Source organism: Acidovorax sp. GW821-FHT09B03, from assembly GCF_059418305.1.
On sequence record NZ_JBWKPP010000002.1, the window covers coordinates 518,424 to 543,669 of the forward strand.

A 25,246-nucleotide genomic window follows, 5' to 3' on the forward strand; every position below is an offset into this window, starting at 1 on the left:
TCCGGGCGGCATGTCCCCCCGTAAATCGTTGCGCAAGGGGAACGCCGGGCGCGTTTCGAGGGCCAGGCAGTGCCACAGGAGCGTTATGCTGCGTTCATTCGGGCACCCGCAGCGCTGCTGCCGCGATGCGGCCATAACAAGCAAGGAGACAACCACCATGGGCAACCCCGCACTTCCATCACCCCGCGGCAACGGCAACGGGGGAGGCCCGCTCACCGTGGCCCAGCAGATCAGCCTGGTCGTGGCCCTGGCGGCAGCCGTGCTCGTCGTCGTGCTGGCGCTCAGCCTGGTGCGCGTGCAGCACCTGGGTGCCACGGTGGACCATCTGGCCAGCGAGCAGGTGGAACGCCTGCAGCTGGCGCTGCGCTGGCGCAGCAACATCGCGGTCAATTCCACGCGCGTGTTCTCGGTCGTGCAGTCCGACGGCGACGACCTGCAGAACTTCTTCAAGGACCTGATCGCGGCGACCACGGCCGACACCTCGCAGGTGCAAAAGCGCTATACCGAGCTCGAGACCAGCCCCGATGGGCTGCGCATCCAGGAGGAGCTGGCCACGGTGCGCAAGCCCTACCTGGAAACCCGCGACAAGGCCCTGGCCCTCAAGAAGGCGGGCGACATGGCGGCCGCCAAGTCGTTTGCCATGTCCACCTTCGTCCCCGTGGTCAACCAGTACAACGCGGTGGCCGACAAGATGGTGGCCTACCAGGTCCAGCGCTCGGCCGACCAGGCCGCCGAGGCGTCGGGCCTGATCCGCTCCTACCGCACCACGGTGCTGGTGGCCGGCGTGGTGGGCCTGGCGCTGCTGATGCTGCTGTCCTGGGTGGTGGTGCAGCGCATCCGTGCCTCGCTGCACGGCGTGGCCGTGGTGGCGCGCAACATCGGCGAGGGCGACCTGTCGCAGCCCATCGCCGTGCAGGGGCGCGGCGAGGTGGCCGAGATGATGCAGGCCATGCAGCACATGCAGACCTCGCTGGTGCGCATCGTAGGCGCCGTGCGCCAGAGCAGCGACTCCATTGCCACCGGCTCCAGCGAGATCGCCATGGGCAACGCCGACCTGAGCCAGCGCACCGAAGAGCAGGCCAGCAACCTGGAGGAAACGGCGGCCTCGATGGAGGAGATCACCAGCACCGTGAAGAACAATGCCGACACCGCGCGCAAGGCGGCCACGCTGGCCGGCACCGCATCGCAGGCGGCGGTCAAGGGCGGCGAGGTGGTGGGCCAGGTCGTGGCCACCATGCAGGACATCTCGGCGTCGTCGAAAAAGATCACCGACATCATCAGCGTGATCGACGGCATCGCCTTCCAGACCAACATCCTGGCCTTGAACGCTGCGGTGGAAGCGGCCCGCGCGGGCGAACAGGGCCGGGGCTTTGCCGTGGTGGCCAGTGAGGTGCGCAGCCTGGCCGGGCGCAGCGCCGAAGCCGCCAAGGAGATCAAGTCGCTGATCGGCGCCAGCGCCGAGCGCGTGGACAACGGTACCCGGCTGGTGGCCGATGCCGGCAGCAGCATGGAAGACATCGTGGCCCAGGTGCAGCGCGTGAGCGACCTGATCGCCGAGATCTCTAGCGCCACGGGCGAGCAGACCATCGGCATCGGCCAGGTCGGCGAGGCCGTGACCCAGCTCGACCAGGTCACGCAGCAGAACGCCGCGCTGGTGGAGCAGAGCGCCGCCGCGGCCGACAGCCTCAAGCACCAGGCTGCGCGCCTGGCCGAAATCGTCAGCGTTTTCCGTTTGGCCTGAGTTCAGCCAGGCACCAGGCAGATCGTCAGCAGCACCGACGAATCCTTGACGGCCTTGAGCGCATGCGGCGAGCGCGGCGCCAGGTGCACGAAGTCACCGGGCTGCATGAGCTGCACCGACTCGCCGGCATGGAACTCCACCGCGCCCTCCAGGCACTGCACAGTGGCCTCGCCCTGGGTCTGGTGCTCGCGCATGGCCTTGCCCGCGGGCAGCACCACGCGCATCACCTCCAGCTGGCCGGCCTTGAGGATGGCCGAGGTGGTGGCGCTGGCCAGTTGCGCGCCCAGGGGGCGCACGCTGGCCACTTCTCCGGATTGTGCGTGGGGCAGTGCCATGGTTCTTCTCCTTCACCGGGGTCGTGGATCGTTGGGTCCCACTGTGCCCGTGAAGGCCGAATGAAGCAAGCCACACCCCCGTGAAGGGCGTGCCGGCCTACGCCGCTACACTGAGCGGCTGCGTGCCAGCGGCGGGTTCTTGGCGAAGTAGCGCGTGATGCCGCGCATCAGCGCGTCGGCCAGCTGCACCTGGTAGGCGCTGCTGCGCAGCTTGGCCTCTTCCTCGGGGTTGCTGATGAAGGCCGTTTCCACCAGCACGCTGGGGATGTCGGGGGCCTTGAGCACGGCGAAGCCCGCCTGCTCCACGCGCGGCTTGTGCAGCTTGGCCATGTTGCCGATCTCGCCCAGCAGCACGCTGCCGAGCTTCAGGCTGTCGTTGATCTGCGCCGTGGTGCTCATGTCCAGCAGCATGCGCTGCACATGGCGGTCCTGGCTCTGCACGTTCAGGCCGCCCACCAGGTCGGCCTGGTTCTCCTTGTTGGCCAGCCAGCGCGCGGCGGTGCTCGATGCGCCGCTCTGGCTCAGCGCGAACACGCTGGCGCCGCGCGCTGCCGGCGTGGTGAAGGCATCGGCGTGGATGCTCACGAACAGGTCGGCCTGCACGCGGCGGGCCTTTTCCACGCGCGTGCCCAGGGGCACGAAGAAGTCGCCATCGCGCGTGAGAAAGGCGCGCATGGGGTTGCCGCCCACCGTGGTGGCGTTGATGCGGTCGCGCAGCAGGTGGGCCACGCGCAGCACCACATCCTTCTCGCGCGTGCCGCCGGGGCCGATGGCACCGGGGTCCTCGCCACCGTGGCCAGGGTCGAGTGCGACGATGATGATGCGGTCGGTCTGCGTGGGCGTGGCGCGGTTGCCGCCTTTCGCGGGCGGGGCCACGGCCACGGTGGGGGGTGGGGCCGGGTCTGCAGGGGCGGCCGGTGCCGGGCCGGGGCGGTTGGCGCGCTGGGCGATCAGATCGCCCAGGGGGTCGCTCTCGGCCGATGGCGGGGCCGGCGCGGCTGCAGGCGGGCGGGCGACCGGTGCCGGGGCTGCGGCAGCCACGGGCGGCGCAGCAGCAGCACGGCCTCCCGTGGTATCGCGCAGGCGCTCGGCGATCAGGGCCTCCAGCGGGTCCACGGGCTCGGCAGGGTACAGGTCGAACACCAGCCGGTGCTGGTAGGCGGCCACCGGGGGCAGGGTGAACACCTGGGGCATGGCGGCCTGTTTCAGGTCCACCACCAGGCGCACCACGTTGGGCGCGTTCTGCCCGACGCGGATGCCGGCGATGTTCGGGTCGTCGGGCTTGACCTTGGCCACCAGCTCGCGCAGCTCGGGGCTCAGGTCGATGCCTTCGATGTCCACCGCCAGGCGCGGCGGCGTGGTCACGAAGAACTGCTTGGCGACCAGCTTGCCATCGGATTCGATGGTGACGCGCGTGTATTCGGGGGCGGGCCAGACACGCACTGCCAGGATGGTGGCCCCGCGGGCGATCTGCTGTGTACCCAGCAAGAGCACCAGGCTGCCCGTCTGCAGCAGGGCGCGGCGGGACGGTTGGCGGGGTGCCGGGCGGGCGGGCAGCTTCATTCGTTCAGAGTCCTTGCAGCAGCCGGTGGCCGGCGGCGGTGTGGGCATGCACGGTGACTTGCCTTTCGGTCTCGTCAATTGCTTCAATGTGTATAGCAAGGTCGGCAGGCGGGGTGAGCGCTGCAGCCTTCTCCGGCCATTCTGCCACCTTGAGGCCCTGGTTGGCAAAAATGTCCCTGAATCCGGCGTCTTCCCACTCGCGCGGGTCGTCGAAGCGGTAGAAGTCGAAGTGCCAGACGGTGGTGGCGTGCGGCGCCAGGCCCGGTGCCTCGTGCGGCTCCACCACGGCATAGGTGGGGCTCTTGATGCGGCCTTGCACCCCGAGCGCGCGCAGCAGGTGGCGCACCAGCGTGGTCTTGCCGGCGCCCAGGTCGCCATGCAGCGTGAGGAAGGCCTGGGCCAGCAGGGGCGGCTGGGCGGCCAGCGCCTGCGCGAAGGCGGCGGTGTCGTCCTCGCCGTGCCAGTGCCAGGTGCGAGGGTTTTGCGTGCGGGGGCTTTGCCCGGCGGCCGGGACCGCGGGGCTTTCTACAATCTGGCCGGTATGTGGTGCAACAGTCAACTCGTTCCTCAAATGCAGGAGTGGGCCCGCGAGCTGGGATTTTCCCAAATCGGCGTGGCGGGGGTGGATTTGTCTGCCGCCGAAGAGGGGTTGATGCAGTGGCTGGCCCAGGGGTTCCATGGCGAGATGCATTACATGGCCACCCACGGCACCCGCCGCGCCCGCCCGGCCGAGCTCGTGCCCGGCACGGTGAGCGTGATCACGGCACGCATGGATTATCTGCCGCGCGGCAAGGCCATGGAAGGCTGGCAGGAGGCGGAGCTGTCGCGCCTGGCGCGCCCGGGCGAGGGCATCGTCTCGGTCTACGCCCGGGGCCGCGACTACCACAAGGTGCTGCGTGCGCGGCTGCAAAAGCTCAGTGACCGCATCGCCGAGGCGGTGGGCCCGTTCGGCCACCGCGTGTTCACCGACTCGGCGCCGGTGCTCGAAGCCGAGCTGGCCTCGCGCAGCGGCCAGGGCTGGCGCGGCAAGCACACGCTGGTGCTCAACCGCGAAGCGGGATCGACGTTCTTCCTGGGCGAGATCTACGTGGACATGCAACTGCCCGAGAGCGCGCCCGTCACCGCGCACTGCGGCAGCTGCAGTGCCTGCATCGCCATCTGCCCCACGCAGGCCATCATCGCGCCGCACCGGATCGACGCGCGCCGCTGCATCTCCTACCTGACCATCGAGCACGGTGGCCCGATCCCGCTGGAGTTCCGGGCGGCCATGGGCAACCGCATCTACGGCTGCGACGACTGCCAGCTGGCCTGCCCCTGGAACAAGTTCGCGCAGGTCAGCCGCCTGCCCGATTTCGACGAGCGCAATGGCCTGTCGGGCCAGCAACTGGTGCACCTGTTCGCCTGGGACGAGGCCACCTTCCTGCGCATGACCGAGGGCGGGCCGATCCGGCGCATCGGCCATGAGCGCTGGCTGCGCAACGTGGCCGTGGCCCTGGGCAATGCGCTGCGCGCGACGGGCGACGAAGCGGTGCGCGCGGCGCTGCAGTCGCGGGTGGCGGATGCCAGCCCCCTGGTGCGCGAGCACGTGGCCTGGGCCTTGGAGGGGTAGCGGGTGCGGCAGGCCCCGGCTCAGCCGCCGGCCAGCAGCCCGGTCGCCCTGAGCGTATCCACCAGCCCCTGGGCAAAGCGCTCGTACCCCGCCGCATTCGCATGGATCTGGTCGGAGCGCAGCGTGGCGTCGGCCAGCACGCCGGACCATCCCTTGCGGTGCAGGGGAATCTTGAGTTCGCTGGCGATCTCGTCGTACATGGCGTGGTCGCTCAGTTGGCCCAGGGTGGCCATGACCGTGAACTCGGGCACGGCGACCAGCAGCACCTGGGCGCCGGCGGCCCGCGCCTGCTCGCAGATCTTGCGCACGTTGGCGCGCGTGGCGCTGGTGCTCTGGCGGCGCAGGAAGTCGTTGCCGCCGATGCCCACGATCACCAGGGCAGGCTGGTGCTTTTGCAGCAGGTCCGGCAGCCTCTGCAAGGCCTGGGCTGAGGTATCGCCCGAGATGCCGCCGTTGACGACCTTCCACCCGGTCAGGCGCTGCAGCACGGCCGGGTAGGCCGCATCGGTGGACGCGCCCACCCCGGAGGTGAGCGAATCACCGAGCGCGAGCACGGTGGCCCCGGAGGGGATGGCCTGGGCGCGGGGCGGCTTGCGCCCGCAGCCTGCCAGCGGGGCCATGGCGGCCACCAGCAGGCCGGTCGCCAGGAGCCGACGGCGCGCCCGTGCGTGGAGGGAATTCACCGCAGCACCCCGAGTGCGAAGGGCAGGCTCACCACGCCCAGCAGCGTGGACAGCGTCACCAGCCCCGCCACGTAGGGGCCGTTGTAGCCCATGCGCGCGGCCAGCACGTAGCAGGTGCTGGCCGTGGGCAGGGCCGAGAAGGCCAGCAGCACCGTGGTCTGAACGGGGTTGAGTGCGAACAGGTGCGCCAGGCCGAAGGCGATCACGGGCAGCACCAGGTGGCGGATGGCCAGCACCGTCACGCTCAGCGCCTTGCCGCGCGTGAGCAGGCCGAACTGCATGCCCGCGCCCGCGGCCATCAGGCCCAGGGCCAGCGAGGCGGCGCTGATGCGCGTGACGGTGGGCTCGATCCACGCGGGGATCTGGAACCCGAGCAGGTTGGCCACCAGGCCCGAGAGCGTGGCCACGATCAGCGGGTTGCGCGCCAGCTCGCGCACGAAGCCGTGCTCGCCCTGCCGCGCCATGGGCCACACGGCGGCCACGTTGAACAGCGGCACGCAGACGCCGATCAGCACGGCGATCATCAGCAGGCCCTGCGCACCCGCCAGCCGCTCGGCAATCGCCAGGCCGATGAAGGAGTTGAAACGGAACGCGATCTGCGCGCTGGCCGCATGGTCGCGCAGGTCCAGGCGTTTGCCCAGCCAGGGCCAGTGCGGCATGCTGTAGGCCAGCGCAATGCCAGCGATGCCGGTGAGCATGCCGGCGGCGATCAGGCCCGAGGCGGCGCCGACGTCCACCGGGCTCTTGACGATGGACTGGAACAGCAGCACCGGGAACAGCAGGTAGTACACCAGGCTCTCGACCGGCTGCCACACGGCGCGGTTCAGTGCGGTAAAGCGGCACACCAGATAACCGCACAGGATCAGGGAGAAATCGGGGAGCAGGAGCTGGGCGTAATTCACACTCCGAGGATAACGGAAGCCCTGGCAGGCTGCGGGTAAGCCCCTATGTGGAATCCATAGGGGGCCGGGCCCCGCATTGCGCATACCATTGGCTACCGCCAAGTAAACCCCATAAGGAGAAATCAATGCAACGTCGTCGCCAATGGCTCGCACTGGCGCTGGTGGCTGCCGCAGGATCTGCCGCAGCCCAGGGCTACCCCAACAAGGTCATCAAGCTGCAGGTGCCTTTCGCCCCCGGCGGCACCACCGACATCATCGCGCGCGTGATCGCCGACCCGCTGGGCAAGGCCCTGGGCCAGAGCGTGATCGTCGAGAACAAGGCCGGTGGCGGCGGCATCGTGGGCGCGGCTGAGACCGCACGCTCGGCACCGGACGGCTACACCCTGGGCGTGGCCACCGTGTCCACCACGGCGGCCAACCCGGCCATCAACCCCAAGACGCCGTACAACCCGATCACGGACTTCACGCCCATCACCAACATCGCGGCCACGCCCAACGTCATCGCGGTGCACCCGAGCTTCCCGGCCAAGGACTACAAGGCCTATGTGGCCGAGCTCAAGAAGTCGCCGGGCAAGTACTCGTACTCGTCGTCGGGCACGGGCGGCATCGGCCACCTGCAGATGGAGCTGTACAAGAGCCTGTCGGGCACCTTCGTGACGCACATCCCCTACCGCGGCGCGGGCCCGGCGCTGAACGACACGGTGGCCGGCCAGGTGCCGATGATCTTCGACAACCTGCCCTCGGCACTGCCCTTCATCAAGGAAAACCGCCTGGTGCCCATCGTGGTCGCGGCACCCCAGCGCGTGGCCGGCCTGCCCAATGTGCCCACCTTCAAGGAACTGGGGCTGGAGCCCGTGAACCGCATGGCCTACTACGGCATCGTCGGTCCCAAGGGCCTGCCCAAGGAGGTGGTCGACAAGGTCAACGCCGCCGTGCGCAAGGCCCTGGAAGACCCGGCCGTGAAGAAGCGCATCGAGGAGACCGGCTCCATCGTGATCGGCAACACGCCCGAGCAGTTCGCCGAGCAGATCAAGGCCGAGTTCGGTGTCTACAAGGACGTGGTGGCCAAGCAGAAGCTGGCGCTGGAATAAAGACGCCAGCGCGGGCCACGCTCGCTGTCCCCGAGGCCGCCCACGGGCGGCTTTTTTACGTGCTATGGTTTTGGCATGCTCACCGCCAGCCTGAACGCGATCGATACCTTCGTGGATGCCCTGTGGCTGGAGGACGGCCTCTCGCGCAACACCCTGGCTGCCTACCGGCGCGACCTCACGCTGTATGCGCAGTGGCTGGCCGAGCACCACCCCGAACTGGCGCTCGACGGCACGGCCGAGCCGCACCTGCAGGGCTACTTCGCGGCCCGGCACGATGAGACCCGCGCCACCTCGGCCAACCGGCGCCTGACGGTGCTGCGGCGCTACTTCCACTGGGCGCTGCGCGAGCGCCGCATCAGTGCCGACCCCACCGTGCGCCTGCAGGCAGCGCGCCAGCCCTTGCGCGTGCCCAAGACCCTTTCACAGGCCCAGGTCGAGGCCTTGCTGGCTGCGCCCGACATTGGCAACCCCCTGGGCCTGCGCGACCGCACCATGCTGGAGCTGATGTACGCCAGCGGCCTGCGCGTGACCGAGCTGGTCACGCTCAAGACCTTCCAGTTGGGGCTCAATGAAGGCGTGCTGCGGGTGATGGGCAAGGGCAGCAAGGAGCGCCTGGTGCCCTTCGGCGAAGAGGCGCGCCAGTGGCTGCAGCGCTACCTGGCCGAGGCGCGCGGCGCCATCCTCGGCGGCCAGCAGACCGACGATTTGTTCGTGACCCAGCGCGGCGCGGGCATGACGCGGGTGATGTTCTGGGTCATCGTCAAGAAATGGGCGGCCGTGGCCGGCATCACCACACCGCTGTCGCCGCACACGCTGCGCCATGCCTTCGCCACCCACCTGCTCAACCACGGTGCCGACCTGCGCGTGGTGCAGCTGCTGCTGGGCCACGCCGACATTTCCACGACCACCATCTACACCCATGTGGCGCGCGAGCGGCTCAAGGCCCTGCACGCGCAGCACCACCCGCGGGGGTAAGCCGACCCCTTCAGCCATTCAAACCACAACGAGGAGACAACGCATGAAGAAGCCCCTGATCGCAGCGCTGCTGCTGGCCAGCGCCGGCCTGGCCATGGCCCAGGCCTGGCCGGCCGCCAAACCCATCCGCCTGATCGTGGGCTACCCGCCGGGCGGTGGCATCGACTTTGCCGCGCGCACCGTCCAGACGCCGCTGCAGGAGGCCTTGAAGCAGCAGATCGTGGTGGACTACAAGCCCGGCGCCGGCGGCCTGCTGGCCGCGGGCGAGCTGGTGCGCGCGCAGCCCGATGGCTACACCATCCTGCTGGCCAACACCGGGCCCTTTGCCATCGCGCCCTACCTGCAGCGCAAGCTGCCCTACGACCCGCTCAAGCAGTTCACCTACATCGGCCAGATCAGCCAGGGCAGCTACATCGCCGTGACCTACCCGGCCCACCCTGCCAAGGACCTGAAGGAATGGGTCACCTGGGCGCGCGCCAACGCCGGCAAGGTCAACTTCGCATCGGGCGGGGCGGGCACCTCCACCCACCTCAACGGCGAGCTCATGAACCAGGCCATCGGCATGGACATCACCCATGTGCCCTACAAGGGCAGCGCCCCGGCCCTGCAGGAGCTGATCGGCGGACAGACGCAGCTGCTGATCGACGCCGGCACCGTGCTGCTGCCGCAGATCAAGGGCGGCAAGCTCAAGGCCCTGGCCGTCACCGGTGCGCAGCGCGACCCGCAGCTGCCCGATGTGCCCACGGTGCGCGAACTGGGCCTTGGCGCCATGGAGTCCGTGGGCTTCCAGGGCCTGGTCGGCCCGGCCGGCATGCCGCGCGAGGTGGTCGACAGGCTCTCGGCCGAACTGGCCAAGGTGCTGGCGCAGCCGGATATCCAGGCCAAGTTCGCGACCGCCGGGGCCCAGGTGCACCCCCTCGGCCCTGCGGAGTTCACGGCTTTCGTGAAGGGCGAAAATGACAAATGGGCCAAATTGGTACGCGAGCGCAAGCTCCAGGTGGACTGAGACAACGTTCTGAGGAACAGGGAATGAAGACGATGGCAACCGAGAACACGGTGGATGGAGGCCGGCGCGCTGCGCTGGCGGTGGTGGCGGGCGGGGCGCTGGCGGCGCTCGCCCCTGGCCTGGCACGGGCCCAGGCGCGCGCCTGGCCCACGCGGCCGGTGCGCATCGTCGTGGCCTACCCGGCGGGTGGCGTGAGCGACGTGGTCGCGCGCCTGCTGGCCGACAAGCTGTCGCCCGTGGTCGGCCAGCCGGTGGTGATCGAGAACAAGGCCGGCGCCAGCGGCAGCATCGGCCTGGATGCCGTGGCCAAGGCCACGGACGGGCACACCCTGGGCTTTGCCGCCATCAGCCCGCTGGCGCTGAACCCGCACCTGGGCGCCTCGCCCTTCGATCCGGCCAGGGACATCGTGCCCGTGGCCACCGTGATGTACTCGCCCGTGCTGCTGCTGGGCACACCGGCCAGCAGCGCGCGCGATTTTCGCGACCTGCTGGCGCAGGCCAAGGCCAAGCCGGGCAGCATCCGCTGGGCCACCTCGGGCCAGGCCTCGCTGGGCCACATCATGCTCGAGCAGGTCATGCACACCGCGGGCGTGCAGATGACGCACATCCCCTACAAGGGCGGTGGCCAGCAGATGAACGATGCGCTCAGCGGGCAGTTCGAGATCCTGTCCACCAACGCCGGGCCGGCCGTGCTGCAGCACATCAAGGCCGGCAAGCTCAAGGCCCTGGCCGTGGGTGCACCGGACCGGCTCGACACCCTGCCCGACGTGCCCACGCTGGCCGAGCTGGGCCAGGGCGCGGCCAACCTGTCCTCGCTGTTCGGCGTGTTCGCGCCGGCCGCCATGCCGGCGGCCGTGGTGGCACGGCTCAATGCCGAGATCAACAAGGTGCTGGCCCTGCCCGAGGTGCGCGCCAAGCTCGACGCCTCCGACAACGTGCCCCTGGGTGGCACCGCGGCCGATTTCGGCAAGCGCATTGCCGCCGAATCCGAGGCCAACCTGCGCATCATCCGTGCGGCGGGCATCAAGGGGCAATGAAGAGCTGACCACGCTGGAATGACAAAGGGGAGCCGAGGCTCCCCTTTTTGTGCGCCGCGCAGGCTCAGTCTGCGTTCAAACTCTCGGCCCAGGTCAGGGCCTGCAGATGGGCCCAGTTGACCTGGCGGTTGGACAGGTGCAGGGCCTCGGCCATGCGTGCGAACACCACCTCGTCGCCGCTCTCGCAGGCCTTGGTCAGCTCCAGGAAGGGGGCGAACACGCCGGTGTTGTGCAGCAGGGCGTCGGTCACGGGCTGGGGCAGGGCCACGGATTCGAGGGCCTTCTCGATGGGCACGTTGAGCATGGTGTCCAGCAGCGAGAACACGCCCACCACGAAGGCGTTGTCGCATTCCTCGGGCGGCAGCAGTTCGGTGGCCAGCAGCTCCATCAGGCGGCCGCGCACCACGGCGGTCTGGCCCACGGCCGGCGGCGAGCCGTCGGCGCGCGAGGTGGTCATGAGCAGGGCGGCCCAGCGGAACAGCTTCTTGAGGCCCAGGATCATCACCGCATGGCGGAACGAGGTGATCTCGCACGACAGGCCGAAGCCCGAGGAGTTGATGAAGCGCAGCAGATTGAAGGACAGCGTCGGGTCCTTCTTGAGCAGGTCTTCGATCTCGGCCGTGCTGGCCTGTTTGCGCACCAGGTTGATGAGCTGGATGATGGTGGCCTGCGAGGGCCGGATGGTGGTGGCCTTGACCAGCGAGGGCTTGGCGAACCAGAAGCCCTGGAAGAGCTTCACGCCCAGGTCGGACATCATCTTGAACTGCTCGGGCGTCTCCACCTTTTCGGCCACCAGCGTGGCCTTGGCGTAGTTGCCGGCAAACTTCACCAGGGGCGCCGCCAGCTCGGGCTTGAAGGCCTGCATGTCGAGCTTGATGTAGGCTGCCAGCGGCATCCAGTTGGCATAGGCGCGGCGCAGGGCATTCTGGTTGAACGCCAGGCGAAAGCCGCGGGTGCGCAGCGACTCGAGCACGGGCACGCGGCCGTCGATCTCTTCCTGGGTGGCGTTGTCGGGCAGCGGGGGCACTTCGAGCACCACCTTTTCGGGGTGGATCAGCTCCAGGTGGCCGCCGGCCAGGCTGTCGTGCGTGCAGTTGATGAAGACGGTCTTCTTGCCCACCAGGGCTTCGGTGCCCGCATAGGACAGGGCGTTGAACAGCAGCGCCGCATCGCTGGCGGCGGTGTGCGAGGCACTGGCGGTGGAGCGGTCGAACAGCTCGTAGCCGTACACGGCGCGGTGCTGGTCCACGATGGGCTGGCGCGCAATGATGGCCAGGTTGCTGTCTTCGACGTTCTCCTGGGTCGGGTCGACTTCGGAGGCGGCTTGTTCAGGGGTGGTCGACATGGGCGCTTGGATAGGGATAGGCAATGGGGGCTATTGGATGGATTCTAGACCTGCTCCCGCAATCCTTCTGTATGCAAATTGCACGCCATGCCCCAATGGGGGTCAATCCTCGGTCAGCTGGTCGGCCCAGGCCAGCGCCTGCAGGTGGGCCAGATTGATCTGCTGGCTGGACAGGTGCAGGGTGCCGGCGGCGCGGTGGAACACGGCGTCGTCGCTGGATTCGCAGGCCTCGGCCAGGTTCAGCAGGTCCCCGAGGAAGCCCTCGCGGCGCAGCAGCGCGGCTGCGGAGGCCTCGGGCACGTTGAGCAGGCCGATGGCCGATTCCATGGGGATGGAAAGCATCACGTCCAGCAGCGAGAAGATGCCCACGACGAAGGCTTGGTCGGCCTCGTCGGGCGGCAGGGTCTCCAGCGCCAGCAGCTCCATCAGGCGCCCGCGCACCACGGCGGTCTGGCCCACGGAGGAGGGGGCACCGCTGGTGCGCGAGGCCGTGAGCAGCAGGGCGGCCCAACGGAAGAGCTTCTTCAGGCCCATGAGCATCACCGCCTGGCGGAAGGAGGTGATCTCCCGGTTCATGCCGAAGCCGGCCGAATTGATCAGGCGCATGAGGTTGAAGGCCAGGCCCGCATCCTTCTTGAGCACTTCCTCGATCTCGTCGGTGCTGGCCTGCTGGCGCACCAGGTTGATCAACTGGATGATGCTGCTTTGCGCCGGCGTGAGCAGCTTGGCCTCGACCAGGGCCGGGCGGGCGAACCAGTAGCCCTGGAACAGCTGCACGCCCTGGGTGGACACCATGTCGTACTGCTGGGCGGTTTCCACCTTCTCGGCGATGAGCTCCGCCTGGGAATGGCGTCCGGCATAGCTGATCAGCACCGCCAGCTGGTCGGCCGCCAGCACCGACAGGTCGAGCTTGATGTAGTCGGCCAGCGGCAGCCAGGGCGCATAGGTCGACTGCAGCACCGTGTGGTTGAACGCCAGGTGAAAGCCGCGGTCGCGCAGGCCGGTGAGGATGGGCAGGCGCGCCTGTACCTCGTCGGCCGCCGCGTGGCCCAGGGGCGGGATCTCCAGCACCACCTTGTCAGGGTCCAGCAGTTCCAGGTGGCCCCCCGAGAGGCTTTCGTGCGTGCAGTTCACGAAGATCAGCTTCTTGCCCACGAGTTCTTCGGTGCCCGCATGCGAGAGGGCGTTGAAGATCAGGATCACGTCGCTGGCCGCCGTGTGCGAGGCTTCGGTGCGCGAGCGGTTGAACAGCTCGTAGCCGACCACGATCTGCTGGCCATTGACGATGGCCTGGCGCGCGATCATTGCCACGGACGACTGGCCAGAGGCTGTGCTGGCAGGGTAGGTTCTTCCATTGGCAGGATGGGTGGACATGGATCGTGGATACGTTGGCTGGACATGGGGGATGAAAGGGCGCGAGGCATTGTAGGGAAGATCGTGGACACGTTCAGCCCTGCTGGAGCCATGCGAGCTCGGTGTCGGTGAATCCGGCTGCGCGGCGCGCGCTGTCGTTGAAGGGCGGCTTCAGGCGCGGCGCCTCGTACTGGCGCACCAGCGTGCCGTAGTGGGTTTCCGGCTCCAGGCCTTCGCGCATGCACAGCCAGCGGTACCAGTGGTTGCCGATGGCCACGTGCCCGACCTCGTCGCGCAGGATGGTGTCGAGGATCCCCACGGCGGCCAGCGCATCGGGGGTGCCCACCTGGCGCAGCTTGCGCTGGATCTGCGGCGTGGCGTCGAGCCCGCGCGCCTCCAGCGTGCGCGGCACCAGGGCCATGCGCGCCACAATGTCGTGCTGGGTCTTCTCGCACATGGTCCACAGCCCCTGGTGTGCGGGGAAGTCGCCGTAGTCGTGGCCATTGGCGCGCAGATGCTCGCGCAGCAGGCCGAAGTGGGTGGCCTCCTCGGCGGCCACGCGCAGCCAGTCCAGGTAGTAGGCGCCCGGCATGCCGTCGAAGCGCCAGATCGCGTCGAGCGCCAGGTTGATGGCATTGAACTCGATATGGGCAATGGCGTGCAGCAGGATGGCCCGGCCTTCGGGCGTGGCCGGTGAGCGGCGCGCCACCTCGGTGTGGCGCAGCAGCAGCGGACGCTCGGGCCGGCCGGGCAGGGCGCTGGGATCCAGGGGGGGCTGGGGGGCTTTTTCTGCTATTGAAAGATGAGCGGCCTGCGCGTGCAGGCTGAGCGACTGCGCCGCTTTTTGTTCAGGGTCTGCAAGGCACAAGACCTGCAGTGCACGTTGGCGAAGCTCCATCCTTACAATTCTAGGCCCTGCCATCTGCAACGCTGCAAACGCTTTGTAACCATTGGCAGGCCCCGATGCGCGCAATATTTTCTTTCTGTCTGGAGTCTGCGGTATGGCGATTTACGAACTCGATGGTGCGATTCCCCAGGTGCCCGCTTCGGCCTGGGTGGCCGATAGCGCCCAGGTCATGGGCAACGTGGTGCTGGGTGAGGACGCGAGCGTCTGGTTCGGCACCGTGGTGCGCGGCGATACGGAGAGCATCACCATCGGTGCCGGCTCCAACATCCAGGACGCCAGCGTGCTGCACGCCGACATCGGCAAGCCGCTGGTGGTGGGTGAGCGCGTGACGGTGGGCCACCAGGTCATGCTGCACGGCTGCACCATCGGCGACGAGTCGCTGATCGGCATCGGCGCCATCGTGCTCAATGGCGCCAGGATCGGCAAGCACTGCCTGGTGGGGGCCGGCGCCCTGGTGACCGAAGGCAAGGAGTTTCCCGATGGCTCCATGATCATCGGCAGCCCCGCCAAGGCGGTGCGCGAACTGACCCCCGAGCAGATCGAGGGCCTGCGCCAGAGCGCGCAGCACTACATCGACAATGCGCGCCGCTTCCAGAGCGGCCTGCACCGGATCGGCTGACCCTGTCCGCATCCTGACTTTTCAACGGAACCCTTCTCGCGTGTCTGAACTCCACAAATTCCTTTTCGATGGCCTGCCCGTGCGCGGCATGCTGGTGCGCCTGACCGACGCATGGACCGACATCCTGCGCCGGCGCGCCGGCAATTCCGCCACCGGCGCCTACGCTGCCCCCGTCACCGAGCTGCTCGGCGAGATGGCGGCCGCCGGTGTGCTGATGCAGTCGAACATCAAGTTCAATGGCGCGCTGATCCTGCAGGTGTTCGGCGATGGACCGGTGAAGCTGGCCGTGGCCGAAGTGCAATCCGACCTCTCCCTGCGCGCCACCGCCACCGTCACCAGCGAGGTGCCTGGCGATGCGCGCCTGAGCCAGATGGTCAACGTGACCGGTGGCGGCCGCTGCGCCATCACGCTGGACCCCAAGAACCGCCATCCCGGCCAGCAGCCCTACCAGGGCGTGGTGCCGCTGCACGGTGACCACCACGAGAAGCTCGACCGCCTGTCGGACGTGCTGCAGCACTATATGCTGCAGTCCGAGCAGCTCGACACCGTGTTGGTGCTGGGGGCCAATGACAAGGTGGCTGCGGGCCTGCTGATCCAGCGCATGCCCATCAAGGGCGAGGGCAACCTGGCCGCAGGCCTCACGCACCGCGAGAACGAGGACCAGATCGGCCACAACGAGGACTACAACCGCATCGCCCACCTGGCCGCCAGCCTGACGCGGGAGGAACTGCTGAGCCTGGACGTGGACACCATCCTGCGCCGCCTGTTCTGGGAGGAAAAGCTGGTGCGCTTCACGCCCCAGGAGGGTGAGACGGGCCCGCGCTTTGCCTGCACCTGCAGCCGTGAGCGCGTGGGCAACATGCTGCGCAACCTGGGCGCGGCCGAGTCCGAGAGCATCCTGGCCGAGCGCGGCGAGATCGAGGTGGGCTGCGAGTTCTGTGGCCAGCAGTACCGCTTCGATGCGGTGGATGCGGCGCAGATCTTCGTGGAGCCGGCCATCATCCAGCCACCGGCCCCCACGGGCATGCAGTAGCAGCCTGTCCGCATGCTCCCTGCGAGATCGCCGTGCCGGGTGCGATCGTCTGACCATCGTTGACAATCGCGGCCGCCGCGCGCCGCCCTGCGGGTCTACCATGAAGGTCTGTACCAAAGGTCTGTCATGGGGTTTCTTAGTCGCGTCATGGGCCTTTCGGCCCGCAACAGGGGAGTGCCGCCACTCGCGCTGTACGAGAGCTCGCTCGCGCAGGACTCACGGCGCGCCGACACGGTGCTCGCCGTGCTCGACCTGGACGCCGCCATCAACGCCCATGAGCGCTGGAAAGAGCGCTTGATGGACTACCTCGAAGGCCGCTCCGCCAAGGGGCTGGACCCGGCCATGGTGCGCCGCACCGACCAGGATGCCCTGGGCCGCTGGCTGCACGGCGTGGGCGCAGAACTGCTGGGCGACCGCCCGGCCTTCTCCCTGCTGGTGGCGCGCCACCAGTACTTCCACGAACAGGCCGCCAGCATCGTCGAGCTGGCGCAGCAGGGTGAATGGCCTCGCGTGGTGCAGGTACTCAATGGCGGCTACCGCCACGGCTCCAGCCAAGTGGTGCTGCTGCTCAAGGAGCTCAAGCGCGGCCTGGCGCAGGAGGCCGGGTCAGCGCAGTGAACAGCCGGTGTTCGCACACCGGGTCGCTGCATTTCTCGCACCCATAGGCGCGCAGGCGGGCCGCACGGGCCTCGCTGTGTGCCACGGTCTGTCCGTCAACGGCCTGGTGCCCGCCCAGCAAGGAGCCCAGGGCGCGCATGGCGCTGGCCAGGCGGGCTGGCCCCTGGCCGTACACCACGCGGTAGGCGATGGCCTGGGCGTCGAGCGTGGCGCGCAGGCGCGCATCCATCGCCTGCCGGCGCTCCCGTTCCGCAGCCGGGCAGGGCAGGTCCAGACCCATCAGCAGCGTGAGCGCGGCGCCCTGGTGCGCTTGCAATGCGGCAGCCAGGTGCATGCCGTGGTCCGCTGCCAGGGCATCCACCAGGGTGGAGTGGGCGATTGAAAGGGGCGATGGCGCTGCGCGCAGGTGCGGTGCCAGGGCCTCGGCCAGTGCCTGGGTGCCGGTGCCCGGTGCACCCAGCAGCACGATGGGGGATGTCACGGGGTGGGGTGCCCGCTCAGCGCGGTGTGAACTGCACGTAGATTTCGTTGGGCCGCACCATGCCCAGCTCGCTGCGCGCCTTTTCCTCGACCATGTCCAGGCCCTCCTTGAGGTCGTGCACCTCGGAGGTCAGGCGCTCATTGGCCTGCTGGGCCTGTGCATTGGCGGCCTTCTGCACGTCGATCTGGCGCTGCATGGCGTTCACGCGCGGCAGGCTGCCCCGCCCCAGCCACAGCTGGGCGTGCACGGCCGCCAGCAGGGCCAGCAGCACGACGGGAACGAGGCGGTTGACCATGGTCCGCTAGCTTAGCAGCCGGGCGCCATCGGGAATGCACCACTCCTGGACAGGAGCGGGTGGTTCGCAACCGCGCAGACCGGCATGCTGCAGCCCGGCCTCAGCGCAGGTTGTAGAAGGCAGCGCGGCCGGGGTAGTGCGCGATGTCGCCCAGGTCTTCCTCGATGCGCAGCAGCTGGTTGTACTTGGCGATGCGGTCCGAGCGCGACAGCGAGCCGGTCTTGATCTGGCCGGCGTTGGTGCCCACGGCGATGTCGGCGATGGTGCTGTCCTCGGTTTCGCCCGAGCGGTGCGAGATCACGGCGGTGTAGCCGGCGCGCTTGGCCATCTCGATGGCGGCGAAGGTCTCGGTCAGCGTGCCGATCTGGTTGATCTTGATCAGGATCGAGTTGGCGATCTGCTTGTCGATGCCTTCCTTGAGGATCTTGGTGTTGGTCACGAACAGGTCGTCACCCACCAGCTGAACGTTCTTGCCCAGGCGCTCGGTCAGGATCTTCCAGCCGTCCCAGTCGCCTTCGTGCATGCCGTCTTCGATGCTGATGATGGGGTACTTGTCGCACCACGAGGCCAGCATGTCGGTCCACTGCGTGGCCGTCAGCTTCAGGCCGCCTTCGCCTTCGAGCACGTAGTGGCCGTCCTTGTAGAACTCGCTGGCCGCGCAATCGAGGCCCAGGGCGATCTGCTCGCCTGCCGTGTAGCCGGCGGCTTCGATGGCCTGCAGGATCAGCACGATGGCCGCTTCATGGTTCTCGACGCTGGGGGCAAAGCCGCCTTCGTCGCCCACGGCGGTGCTGATGCCCTTGTCGTGCAGGATCTTCTTGAGTGCGTGGAACACCTCGGCGCCCCAGCGCAGGGCTTCGCGGAAGGTGGGGGCGCCCACGGGGATGATCATGAACTCCTGCAGGTCCAGGCTGTTGTTGGCGTGCGCGCCGCCGTTGATCACGTTCATCATGGGCACGGGCAGCTGCATGCTGCCCATGCCGCCCAGGTAGCGGTACAGCGGCAGGCCGGACTCTTCGGCTGCGGCGCGGGCCACGGCCATGGAGACGGCCAGCATGGCGTTGGCGCCCAGGCGGCCCTTGTTGTCGGTGCCGTCGAGGTCGATCAGGGTCTTGTCCAGGAAGGCCTGCTCGGAGGCATCCAGGCCCAGCACGGCTTCGGAGATCTCGGTGTTGATGTGCTCCACCGCCTTGAGCACGCCCTTGCCCAGGTAGCGGCTCTTGTCGCCGTCGCGCAGCTCGATGGCTTCGCGGCTGCCGGTGGACGCGCCCGACGGCACGGCCGCACGGCCCATCACGCCCGACTCCAGCAGCACGTCGCATTCGACGGTGGGGTTGCCGCGGCTGTCCAGCACTTCGCGGCCTACGATGTCAACAATGGCACTCATGATCTTCCTTGAGGGTTTTTGAAATTCATCCGGACGGGCAGGGAGGAGGGGCAAACCACCTGCGGTGCCTGGCGCCGCCGCGCGTCGGTCGCGATTCTATGCTACCGATTTGATAGTAATTGAGGGTCCTAGGTACGAATCGGGTACGGAATCAGAAGGTGTGAATGGACCCGGCGTGTCCGAGCAGGCCGCCAAAACGTGTGCGATCTAGGCGCAAAGCACAGCCATAGCTCGGGCTATGGAGAGCATTTGCAACGACGAGCGCGCGTGTTTTGGCGGCATGAGCGGGCATGGCGGGTTCGTTCGCACCTTCTCAGACGCCTTCCACGCAGACCATGCGCATGATCGCAGCGCCTTCGCGCGCGGCCTTGGCCTTCTGGTACTCAGGGGTGTCGTAGAAGGCGCGGGCCGCCTCGAAGCTCGGAAACTTGAGGATCACGGTGCGGCCGGGGTTCCAGTCGCCTTCCAGCACCTCGACCTTGCCGCCGCGCACGCACACCTCGGCACCATGGGCCTGCATGGCGATGGTGCTCCACTTGCGGTACTCCTCGTACTGCGTGGGGTTGGTGACGGTGACGGATGCGATGACGTAACCACTGCTCATGTCTCAGGCTCCAAAGTTGTTTTCGAGGAATCCGTTCTTCTTGGTGATGCCGTCCAGGGCCACCAGCGTCTCCAGCAGCGCCTTCATGTGCTTGAGCGGCACGGCGTTGGGGCCGTCGGACAGCGCATTGGCCGGGTCCGGGTGGGTTTCCATGAACAGGCCGGCCACGCCCACGGCCACGGCCGCGCGCGCCAGCACCGGCACCATCTCGCGCTGGCCGCCGCTGCTGGTGCCGTTGCCGCCGGGCAGCTGCACCGAGTGCGTGGCATCGAACACCACCGGGGCATTCGTCTCGCGCATGATGGACAGGCTGCGCATGTCCGAGACCAGGTTGTTGTAGCCGAAGCTCGCACCGCGCTCGCAGGCCATAAAGCTGTCCTCGGGCAGGCCGGCCTCACGGGCGGCAGCGCGGGCCTTGTCGATCACGTTCTTCATGTCGTGCGGCGCGAGGAACTGGCCCTTCTTGATGTTCACCGGCTTGCCCGACTGCGCCACGGCGCGGATGAAGTCGGTCTGGCGGCACAGGAAGGCGGGTGTCTGCAGCACGTCGACCACCTTGGCGGCCTCGGTGATGTCGTCCTCGGTGTGCACGTCGGTGAGCACCGGCACACCCAGGTCCTTGCGGATCTTGGCCAGGATTTCGAGGCCCTTCTCGCGCCCCGGGCCGCGAAAGCTCGTGCCCGAGGATCGGTTTGCCTTGTCGAAGCTGCTCTTGAAGATGAACGGGATGCCCAGGGCGCCCGTGATCTCCTTGAGCTGCCCGGCCACGTCCATCTGCAGTTGCTCGGACTCGATCACGCAGGGGCCTGCGATGAGGAAGAAGCGGTGTTCCAGGCCGACGTCGAAGCCGCAGAGTTTCATGGCAGGGTCTCTTCTTTTTGAGGGTTGCTGGCGCCGGGGGTCAGGCCGCCTTGGCGGGCTGCTGTTGCAGGCCCTTCTGGTGTTCCACCGCCGCCTTGATGAAGGCGTTGAACAGCGGGTGGCCGTTCCAGGGCGTGGACTTGAACTCGGGGTGGAACTGCACGCCGATGAACCAGGGGTGCACGCTCTTGGGCAGCTCGACGATCTCGGTGAGCTGCTCGCGCTGCGTCAGTGCCGAGATCACCAGGCCCGCCTTGCGCAGCTGGTCCAGGTAGTTCACGTTGGCTTCGTAGCGGTGGCGGTGGCGCTCGGTCACGATGTTGCCGTAGATCTCGTGCGCCAGGGTGCCGGCCGAGACGTCCGAACTCTGCGCGCCCAGGCGCATGGTGCCGCCCAGGTCGGAGTTCTCGTCGCGCTGCTTGATGGTGCCGTCGGCGTCCTTCCACTCGGTGATCAGGGCGATCACGGGGTGGGGCGTAGCGGGCTCGAATTCGGTGCTGTTGGCATTCTTGAGGCCGGCCACGTGGCGCGCGTACTCGATGGTGGCGACCTGCATCCCCAGGCAGATGCCCAGGTAGGGCACGTGCTGCTCGCGGGCAAAGCGCGCGGTGCTGATCTTGCCTTCCACGCCGCGCGCGCCGAAGCCGCCGGGCACCAGGATGGCGTCGTACTTGGCGAGCTTCTCGGCCGCATCGCCGGCGTTGATGGTCTCGGAGTCCACGTGCTCGATCTTCACGCGCACATGGTTCTTCATGCCGGCGTGGCGCAGCGCCTCGTTCACCGACTTGTAGCTGTCCGACAGGTCCACGTACTTGCCGACCATGGCGATGGTCACCTCGCCCTGCGGGTGCTCGGTTTCGTAGACCAGCTGGTCCCAGCGCTTGAGGCTCGTGGGCGGGGTGTTCAGGCGCAGCTTGTCGCAGATCAGGCCGTCCAGGCCCTGCTCGTGCAGCATGCGCGGCACCTTGTAGATGGTGTCCACGTCCCACATGCTGATCACGCCCCATTCGGGCACGTTGGTGAACAGCGAGATCTTGGCGCGCTCGTCCTCCGGCATGCGGCGGTCGGCCCGGCACAGCAACGCGTCGGGCTGGATACCGATCTTGCGCAGTTCCTGCACGGTGTGCTGGGTGGGCTTGGTCTTGAGCTCGCCGGCCGCGGCGATCCACGGCACGTAGGTCAGGTGCACGAAGGCGGCGTTGTTCGGGCCGAGCTTGAGGCTCAGCTGGCGCACGGCTTCGAGGAAGGGCAGGGACTCGATGTCGCCCACGGTGCCGCCGACTTCCACGATCGCCACGTCCACCGCATCGTCGGTGCCGACACCGGCGCCGCGCTTGATGTATTCCTGGATTTCGTTGGTGACGTGCGGGATCACCTGCACCGTCTTGCCCAGGTAATCGCCCCTGCGTTCCTTCTCCAGCACGCTCTGGTAGATGCGGCCGGTGGTGAAGTTGTTGGTCTTTTTCATGCGCGTTTCGATGAAACGCTCATAGTGACCCAGGTCGAGATCGGTTTCGGCGCCATCGTCCGTGACGAACACTTCGCCATGCTGGAACGGTGACATGGTGCCCGGGTCCACGTTGATGTACGGGTCGAGCTTGATGAGGGTGACTTTGAGGCCCCGCGATTCGAGGATCGCGGCAAGGGAGGCTGAGGCGATTCCCTTGCCCAGGGAAGACACCACACCGCCGGTGACGAAGACAAATTTGGTCATGTCTTTTTTGGTGGTGGGAAATTGGGATTATAGATGCCCGCCCGGCCTGGGCCCCGTCCATGGTCTTTTCACGGGGCCCGCTGCAGTGCCATCGGGCTGCCCGCAGGCGCTTGCGGCCCCGTCTGCTAAATTCGCGCCCATGAATGAGCTTGCTGGCAAACACATTGTTCTGGGACTGAGCGGGGGCGTGGCCTGCTACAAGGCGGCCGACCTGTGCCGCCAGCTCATCAAGGAGGGCGCCACCGTGCAGGTGGTGATGACCGAGGCGGCCGCGCAGTTCATCACGCCGGTGACCATGCAGGCCCTGTCGGGGCGGCCGGTCTACGGCTCGCAGTGGGATGCGCGCGAGCCCAACAACATGCCCCACATCAACCTCAGCCGCGAGGCCGACGCCATCCTGATCGCGCCCTGCAGCGCCGATTTCATCGCGCGGCTGGTGCAGGGCCGCTCCGACGAGCTGCTCAGCCTGCTGTGCCTGGCCCGCCCCATGGACAGTGTGCCGCTGCTGCTGGCCCCGGCCATGAACCGCGAGATGTGGGCCCACCCCGCGACCCAGCGCAACCTGGCACAGGTCGCGAAGGACGGCGCCCGTGTGCTCGGCGTGGGCAATGGCGACCAGGCCTGCGGCGAGACCGGCGACGGCCGCATGCTCGAACCCCTGGAACTGCTCGACGAGCTGGTCGCCTTCTTCGCGCCCAAGCCACTGGCCGGGCGCAAGGTGCTGATCACGGCCGGGCCGACCTTCGAGGCCATCGACCCGGTGCGCGGCATCACCAACCTGTCGAGCGGCAAGATGGGCTTTGCCATTGCCCGCGCTGCCCGCGAGGCCGGTGCCGAGGTGACCGTGGTGGCCGGGCCCGTGCACCTGCCCACGCCACGTGGCGTGCAGCGCGTCAATGTGCAGTCGGCCCAGCAGATGCTGGCGGCGGTGATGGCGCTGGCGCCCACCTCGTCCGTCTTCGTTGCCACGGCGGCCGTGGCTGACTGGCGCCCGGCCACGCAGGCCTGTGAAAAGATCAAGAAGGATGGCTCGGGCCAGACGCCGACGCTGGCGTTTGTAGAAAACCCCGACATCCTGGCCACCGTGGCGCAACTGCCCGAGGCGCTGTCGGGTGAACTCTATTGCGTGGGCTTCGCCGCGGAAAGCCATGACCTGCTGGCTCATGCCACGGCCAAGCGCCTGCGCAAGAAAATCCCGCTGCTGGTGGGCAATATCGGGCCCGCCACCTTCGGCCAGGACGACAATGCCTTGTTGCTGGTGGACGAACATGGCCACCGCGAACTGCCCCTGGCTTCCAAGCGCTCCCTGGCGCAGGGCCTGGTGGCCGAGGTGGCGGCGCGGCTGCCCGCGCGGCGCGGTTGACGGTTTTCAGCCCATTTCCTTGACCCCTGCGGGGAGGCCTTATGACGATGCACTCGATCAAGCCCGAATGGGACACCCCGCCCAATGGCGACTTTGCCAGCTATGTGGAGCGCCTGAGCGCTGCGCAGGCGCTGCAGTCGGGGCGTGCACAGGCGGCCCATTCCGCGCAGGTGACGCAGTCCGGTGGCGTGGCCCCCGGGTCCGCGCAGGCCGCGGCCCGCCAGGGAGTAGGCAGCGCCAGCCCGGTGCCGCTGGCAGTGGCCCTGCCGCCCGACCTGCTGAAGGTGGTGGCGCCCTTCGTCGGCCTGGTGCGCATTGCCCGCACCCTGCTGGCCGTGATCGCCGCGGTGCATGCGCTCACGCTGCTGATGGCGGGGCAGGGCTCCTGGTTCGTCTTGGCGGTGATGGCCGGCCTGTGGTGGTTCATGGGGATTGTGATCAATGCCGCGTCGGCGGGCACCGTGGTGGTGCCGCCTGCGGCCGTGAAGGAGCGCCAGCGGCAAGGGGCCCAGCAGCGCAAGACAGGAAACAAGAAGTGAAGATTGACGTCAAGATTCTCGACCCGCGCATGGCGGACCAATTGCCCGCCTACGCCACGCCCGGCAGTGCGGGGCTCGACCTCAGGGCCTGCCTGGACGCGCCGCTGACCCTCGAACCCAATGCCTGGCAGCTGGTGCCCACGGGCATTTCCATCTACCTCAAGGACCCCGGCTACGCCGCGCTGATCCTGCCGCGCTCGGGCCTGGGGCACAAGCACGGCATCGTGCTGGGCAACCTGGTGGGCCTGATCGACAGCGATTACCAGGGCCAGCTCATGGTGAGCGCCTGGAACCGCAGCAGCACGGCCTTCACACTCGAGCCCATGGAGCGGCTGGCGCAACTGGTCATCGTGCCCGTGGTGCAGGCGCAGTTCAATGTGGTCACGGAATTTCCCGCGTCCGAACGCGGCGAAGGGGGCTATGGCTCCACCGGCAAGGGCTGATTTGTAATCTGCGGCACAAACGCTTACGGGCGCCCGCGTGGCGTTCCTATCCTGTAGGTGAGGACTGACGCCACCGGGGTGCGCGGCCTGACGCGCCCATCCGCTGCCGGATGGCGTGGCGGGTAACTCCCCGGTGCTTCAATCTCTCCATTGCCTGGCGGTGAACGCTGCGGACCCGCAGCGATCTGCCTGGCGAGATTCATTCCAGGAGATCTGCCATGACCAAGACCCGTATCGCCACGCTGACCGGCTCCCTCATCCTCATCGGGAGCCTTGCCGCCTGCGGTGCCCCACCGCGCTCCGAGGAGTACTACGCTGGCGGCGGCTACCGTACAGCGGCGCCCGTCTACTCGTCGTCCAACCCGGTTCCGACCGAATTCGGCCGCGTGGCCAATATCGAGACGACGCAGACCCAGGGCTCGGGCCGCACCTCGGGTGCCGGTGCCGTGATCGGTGCCGTGGTCGGCGGTGTGCTGGGCAACGCCGTGGGTGGTGGCACAGGCCGCGTGGCCGCCACGGCCGTGGGTGTGCTGGGCGGTGCCGTGGCCGGCAACGCCGTGGAACGCCACAACAACAGCGGCGAGTACATCGGCTACCGCGTCTCGATCCAGCTGGACCAGGGCGGCTACCGTGCCTATGACGTGCCCTCGCCAGGTGATCTGCGCATCGGCGACCGCGTGCGCGTCTACGACGGCCAGATCCAGCGCATCTAAGCCTTTTTCCATGCAAAACGGGCCCTTCG

General features: G+C 68.0%; 27 protein-coding genes. 13 read left to right on the forward strand and 14 right to left on the reverse strand.

Annotated features, from left to right (window positions below; genetic code table 11):
* The first annotated feature begins 157 nt into the window (after positions 1–157).
* Positions 158–1,741, forward strand: coding sequence for a methyl-accepting chemotaxis protein (locus AC07PA_RS05710; RefSeq protein ID WP_494609267.1), 1,584 nt, complete (start codon positions 158–160; stop codon positions 1,739–1,741).
* Positions 1,742–1,743: 2 nt separating this feature from the next.
* Here AC07PA_RS05710 and AC07PA_RS05715 read toward each other — a convergent pair whose 3' ends face one another.
* The 3 genes from AC07PA_RS05715 to tsaE all read right to left on the reverse strand — a co-directional run bounded on the left by AC07PA_RS05715 (position 1,744) and on the right by tsaE (position 4,198).
* The gene (locus AC07PA_RS05715; RefSeq protein WP_494609268.1) at positions 1,744–2,076 is read right to left on the reverse strand and encodes a cupin domain-containing protein; all 333 of its coding nucleotides are present in this window, start codon (positions 2,074–2,076) and stop codon (positions 1,744–1,746) included.
* A 105-nt stretch (positions 2,077–2,181) separates the two neighbouring features.
* A complete protein-coding gene (locus tag AC07PA_RS05720) occupies positions 2,182–3,639 on the reverse strand; it encodes an N-acetylmuramoyl-L-alanine amidase (protein ID WP_108016333.1) in 1,458 nt (485 codons plus the stop codon).
* Between the two features lie 4 nt (positions 3,640–3,643).
* Complete coding sequence (tsaE, locus tag AC07PA_RS05725) at positions 3,644–4,198, reverse strand: tRNA (adenosine(37)-N6)-threonylcarbamoyltransferase complex ATPase subunit type 1 TsaE (RefSeq protein ID WP_494609269.1); 555 nt, start codon at positions 4,196–4,198, stop codon at positions 3,644–3,646.
* 12 nt (positions 4,199–4,210) lie between these two features.
* On the opposite strand from tsaE, the gene queG reads away from it, so the two are divergent.
* Complete coding sequence (gene queG, locus AC07PA_RS05730) at positions 4,211–5,248, forward strand: tRNA epoxyqueuosine(34) reductase QueG (protein WP_494609270.1); 1,038 nt, start codon at positions 4,211–4,213, stop codon at positions 5,246–5,248.
* Positions 5,249–5,268: 20 nt separating this feature from the next.
* Here queG and AC07PA_RS05735 read toward each other — a convergent pair whose 3' ends face one another.
* Positions 5,269–5,868: a GDSL-type esterase/lipase family protein gene (locus AC07PA_RS05735; protein WP_494609341.1), complete on the reverse strand. Its 600-nt coding sequence runs from the start codon at positions 5,866–5,868 to the stop codon at positions 5,269–5,271.
* Between the two features lie 59 nt (positions 5,869–5,927).
* The gene (locus AC07PA_RS05740; RefSeq protein ID WP_035206142.1) at positions 5,928–6,833 is read right to left on the reverse strand and encodes an AEC family transporter; all 906 of its coding nucleotides are present in this window, start codon (positions 6,831–6,833) and stop codon (positions 5,928–5,930) included.
* Between the two features lie 125 nt (positions 6,834–6,958).
* On the opposite strand from AC07PA_RS05740, the gene AC07PA_RS05745 reads away from it, so the two are divergent.
* From AC07PA_RS05745 to AC07PA_RS05760, 4 genes are all read left to right on the forward strand, one after another.
* Positions 6,959–7,924, forward strand: a complete 966-nt coding sequence (locus AC07PA_RS05745) for a tripartite tricarboxylate transporter substrate binding protein BugE (protein ID WP_145696941.1) — start codon at positions 6,959–6,961, stop codon at positions 7,922–7,924.
* A 75-nt stretch (positions 7,925–7,999) separates the two neighbouring features.
* On the forward strand, positions 8,000–8,899 hold the full coding sequence (gene xerD, locus AC07PA_RS05750) for a site-specific tyrosine recombinase XerD (RefSeq protein ID WP_007859897.1): 900 nt from the start codon (positions 8,000–8,002) through the stop codon (positions 8,897–8,899).
* A gap of 43 nt (positions 8,900–8,942) precedes the next feature.
* Positions 8,943–9,905, forward strand: coding sequence for a Bug family tripartite tricarboxylate transporter substrate binding protein (locus tag AC07PA_RS05755; protein WP_494609271.1), 963 nt, complete (start codon positions 8,943–8,945; stop codon positions 9,903–9,905).
* Between the two features lie 23 nt (positions 9,906–9,928).
* Positions 9,929–10,942: a Bug family tripartite tricarboxylate transporter substrate binding protein gene (locus AC07PA_RS05760; protein ID WP_494609272.1), complete on the forward strand. Its 1,014-nt coding sequence runs from the start codon at positions 9,929–9,931 to the stop codon at positions 10,940–10,942.
* Positions 10,943–11,006: 64 nt separating this feature from the next.
* Here the strand turns inward: AC07PA_RS05760 and AC07PA_RS05765 are convergent, their stop codons facing one another.
* The 3 genes from AC07PA_RS05765 to AC07PA_RS05775 form a co-directional block, all read right to left on the reverse strand.
* Entirely contained in the window at positions 11,007–12,287 is a 1,281-nt protein-coding gene (locus tag AC07PA_RS05765) for an EAL and HDOD domain-containing protein (RefSeq protein ID WP_494609273.1), read from the reverse strand.
* 102 nt (positions 12,288–12,389) lie between these two features.
* On the reverse strand, positions 12,390–13,661 hold the full coding sequence (locus AC07PA_RS05770) for an EAL and HDOD domain-containing protein (protein WP_007859905.1): 1,272 nt from the start codon (positions 13,659–13,661) through the stop codon (positions 12,390–12,392).
* A 73-nt stretch (positions 13,662–13,734) separates the two neighbouring features.
* Complete coding sequence (locus AC07PA_RS05775) at positions 13,735–14,538, reverse strand: ferritin-like domain-containing protein (protein ID WP_145696944.1); 804 nt, start codon at positions 14,536–14,538, stop codon at positions 13,735–13,737.
* 103 nt (positions 14,539–14,641) lie between these two features.
* Between AC07PA_RS05775 and AC07PA_RS05780 the strand changes: the two genes are divergently transcribed.
* The 3 genes from AC07PA_RS05780 (at position 14,642) to AC07PA_RS05790 (ending at position 16,817) form a co-directional block, all read left to right on the forward strand.
* The gene (locus AC07PA_RS05780; RefSeq protein WP_494609274.1) at positions 14,642–15,166 is read left to right on the forward strand and encodes a gamma carbonic anhydrase family protein; all 525 of its coding nucleotides are present in this window, start codon (positions 14,642–14,644) and stop codon (positions 15,164–15,166) included.
* A gap of 40 nt (positions 15,167–15,206) precedes the next feature.
* Positions 15,207–16,199 (forward strand): Hsp33 family molecular chaperone HslO, encoded by a 993-nt coding sequence (gene hslO / locus AC07PA_RS05785; protein WP_007859911.1) that lies wholly within the window; start codon positions 15,207–15,209, stop codon positions 16,197–16,199.
* A 174-nt stretch (positions 16,200–16,373) separates the two neighbouring features.
* Complete coding sequence (locus AC07PA_RS05790) at positions 16,374–16,817, forward strand: CZB domain-containing protein (protein WP_238541918.1); 444 nt, start codon at positions 16,374–16,376, stop codon at positions 16,815–16,817.
* Here the strand turns inward: AC07PA_RS05790 and AC07PA_RS05795 are convergent.
* The 6 genes from AC07PA_RS05795 to pyrG form a co-directional block, all read right to left on the reverse strand.
* Positions 16,777–17,298, reverse strand: a complete 522-nt coding sequence (locus AC07PA_RS05795) for a hypothetical protein (RefSeq protein WP_494609275.1) — start codon at positions 17,296–17,298, stop codon at positions 16,777–16,779. The genes AC07PA_RS05790 and AC07PA_RS05795 overlap by 41 nt on opposite strands.
* Positions 17,299–17,314: 16 nt before the next feature.
* The gene (locus AC07PA_RS05800) at positions 17,315–17,593 is read right to left on the reverse strand and encodes a septum formation initiator family protein (protein ID WP_007859924.1); all 279 of its coding nucleotides are present in this window, start codon (positions 17,591–17,593) and stop codon (positions 17,315–17,317) included.
* A 100-nt stretch (positions 17,594–17,693) separates the two neighbouring features.
* Positions 17,694–18,980, reverse strand: coding sequence for a phosphopyruvate hydratase (gene eno / locus AC07PA_RS05805; RefSeq protein WP_305745761.1), 1,287 nt, complete (start codon positions 18,978–18,980; stop codon positions 17,694–17,696).
* Between the two features lie 313 nt (positions 18,981–19,293).
* Positions 19,294–19,584, reverse strand: a complete 291-nt coding sequence (locus AC07PA_RS05810; protein ID WP_007859228.1) for a DUF1330 domain-containing protein — start codon at positions 19,582–19,584, stop codon at positions 19,294–19,296.
* A gap of 3 nt (positions 19,585–19,587) precedes the next feature.
* Positions 19,588–20,445: a 3-deoxy-8-phosphooctulonate synthase gene (gene kdsA, locus AC07PA_RS05815; RefSeq protein WP_145696947.1), complete on the reverse strand. Its 858-nt coding sequence runs from the start codon at positions 20,443–20,445 to the stop codon at positions 19,588–19,590.
* 40 nt (positions 20,446–20,485) lie between these two features.
* Complete coding sequence (gene pyrG, locus AC07PA_RS05820) at positions 20,486–22,159, reverse strand: CTP synthase (RefSeq protein ID WP_007859226.1); 1,674 nt, start codon at positions 22,157–22,159, stop codon at positions 20,486–20,488.
* 139 nt (positions 22,160–22,298) lie between these two features.
* On the opposite strand from pyrG, the gene coaBC reads away from it, so the two are divergent.
* The 4 genes from coaBC to AC07PA_RS05840 all read left to right on the forward strand — a co-directional run bounded on the left by coaBC (position 22,299) and on the right by AC07PA_RS05840 (position 25,217).
* Positions 22,299–23,522, forward strand: a complete 1,224-nt coding sequence (gene coaBC, locus AC07PA_RS05825) for a bifunctional phosphopantothenoylcysteine decarboxylase/phosphopantothenate--cysteine ligase CoaBC (protein ID WP_494609277.1) — start codon at positions 22,299–22,301, stop codon at positions 23,520–23,522.
* Between the two features lie 41 nt (positions 23,523–23,563).
* Positions 23,564–24,061, forward strand: a complete 498-nt coding sequence (locus AC07PA_RS05830; protein WP_494609278.1) for a hypothetical protein — start codon at positions 23,564–23,566, stop codon at positions 24,059–24,061.
* Complete coding sequence (gene dut / locus AC07PA_RS05835) at positions 24,058–24,504, forward strand: dUTP diphosphatase (protein WP_007859220.1); 447 nt, start codon at positions 24,058–24,060, stop codon at positions 24,502–24,504. Before AC07PA_RS05830 ends, dut begins: the two co-directional genes overlap by 4 nt.
* Before the next feature lie 218 nt (positions 24,505–24,722).
* Positions 24,723–25,217, forward strand: a complete 495-nt coding sequence (locus tag AC07PA_RS05840) for an outer membrane lipoprotein (RefSeq protein WP_007859218.1) — start codon at positions 24,723–24,725, stop codon at positions 25,215–25,217.
* Positions 25,218–25,246: the final 29 nt, after the last annotated feature.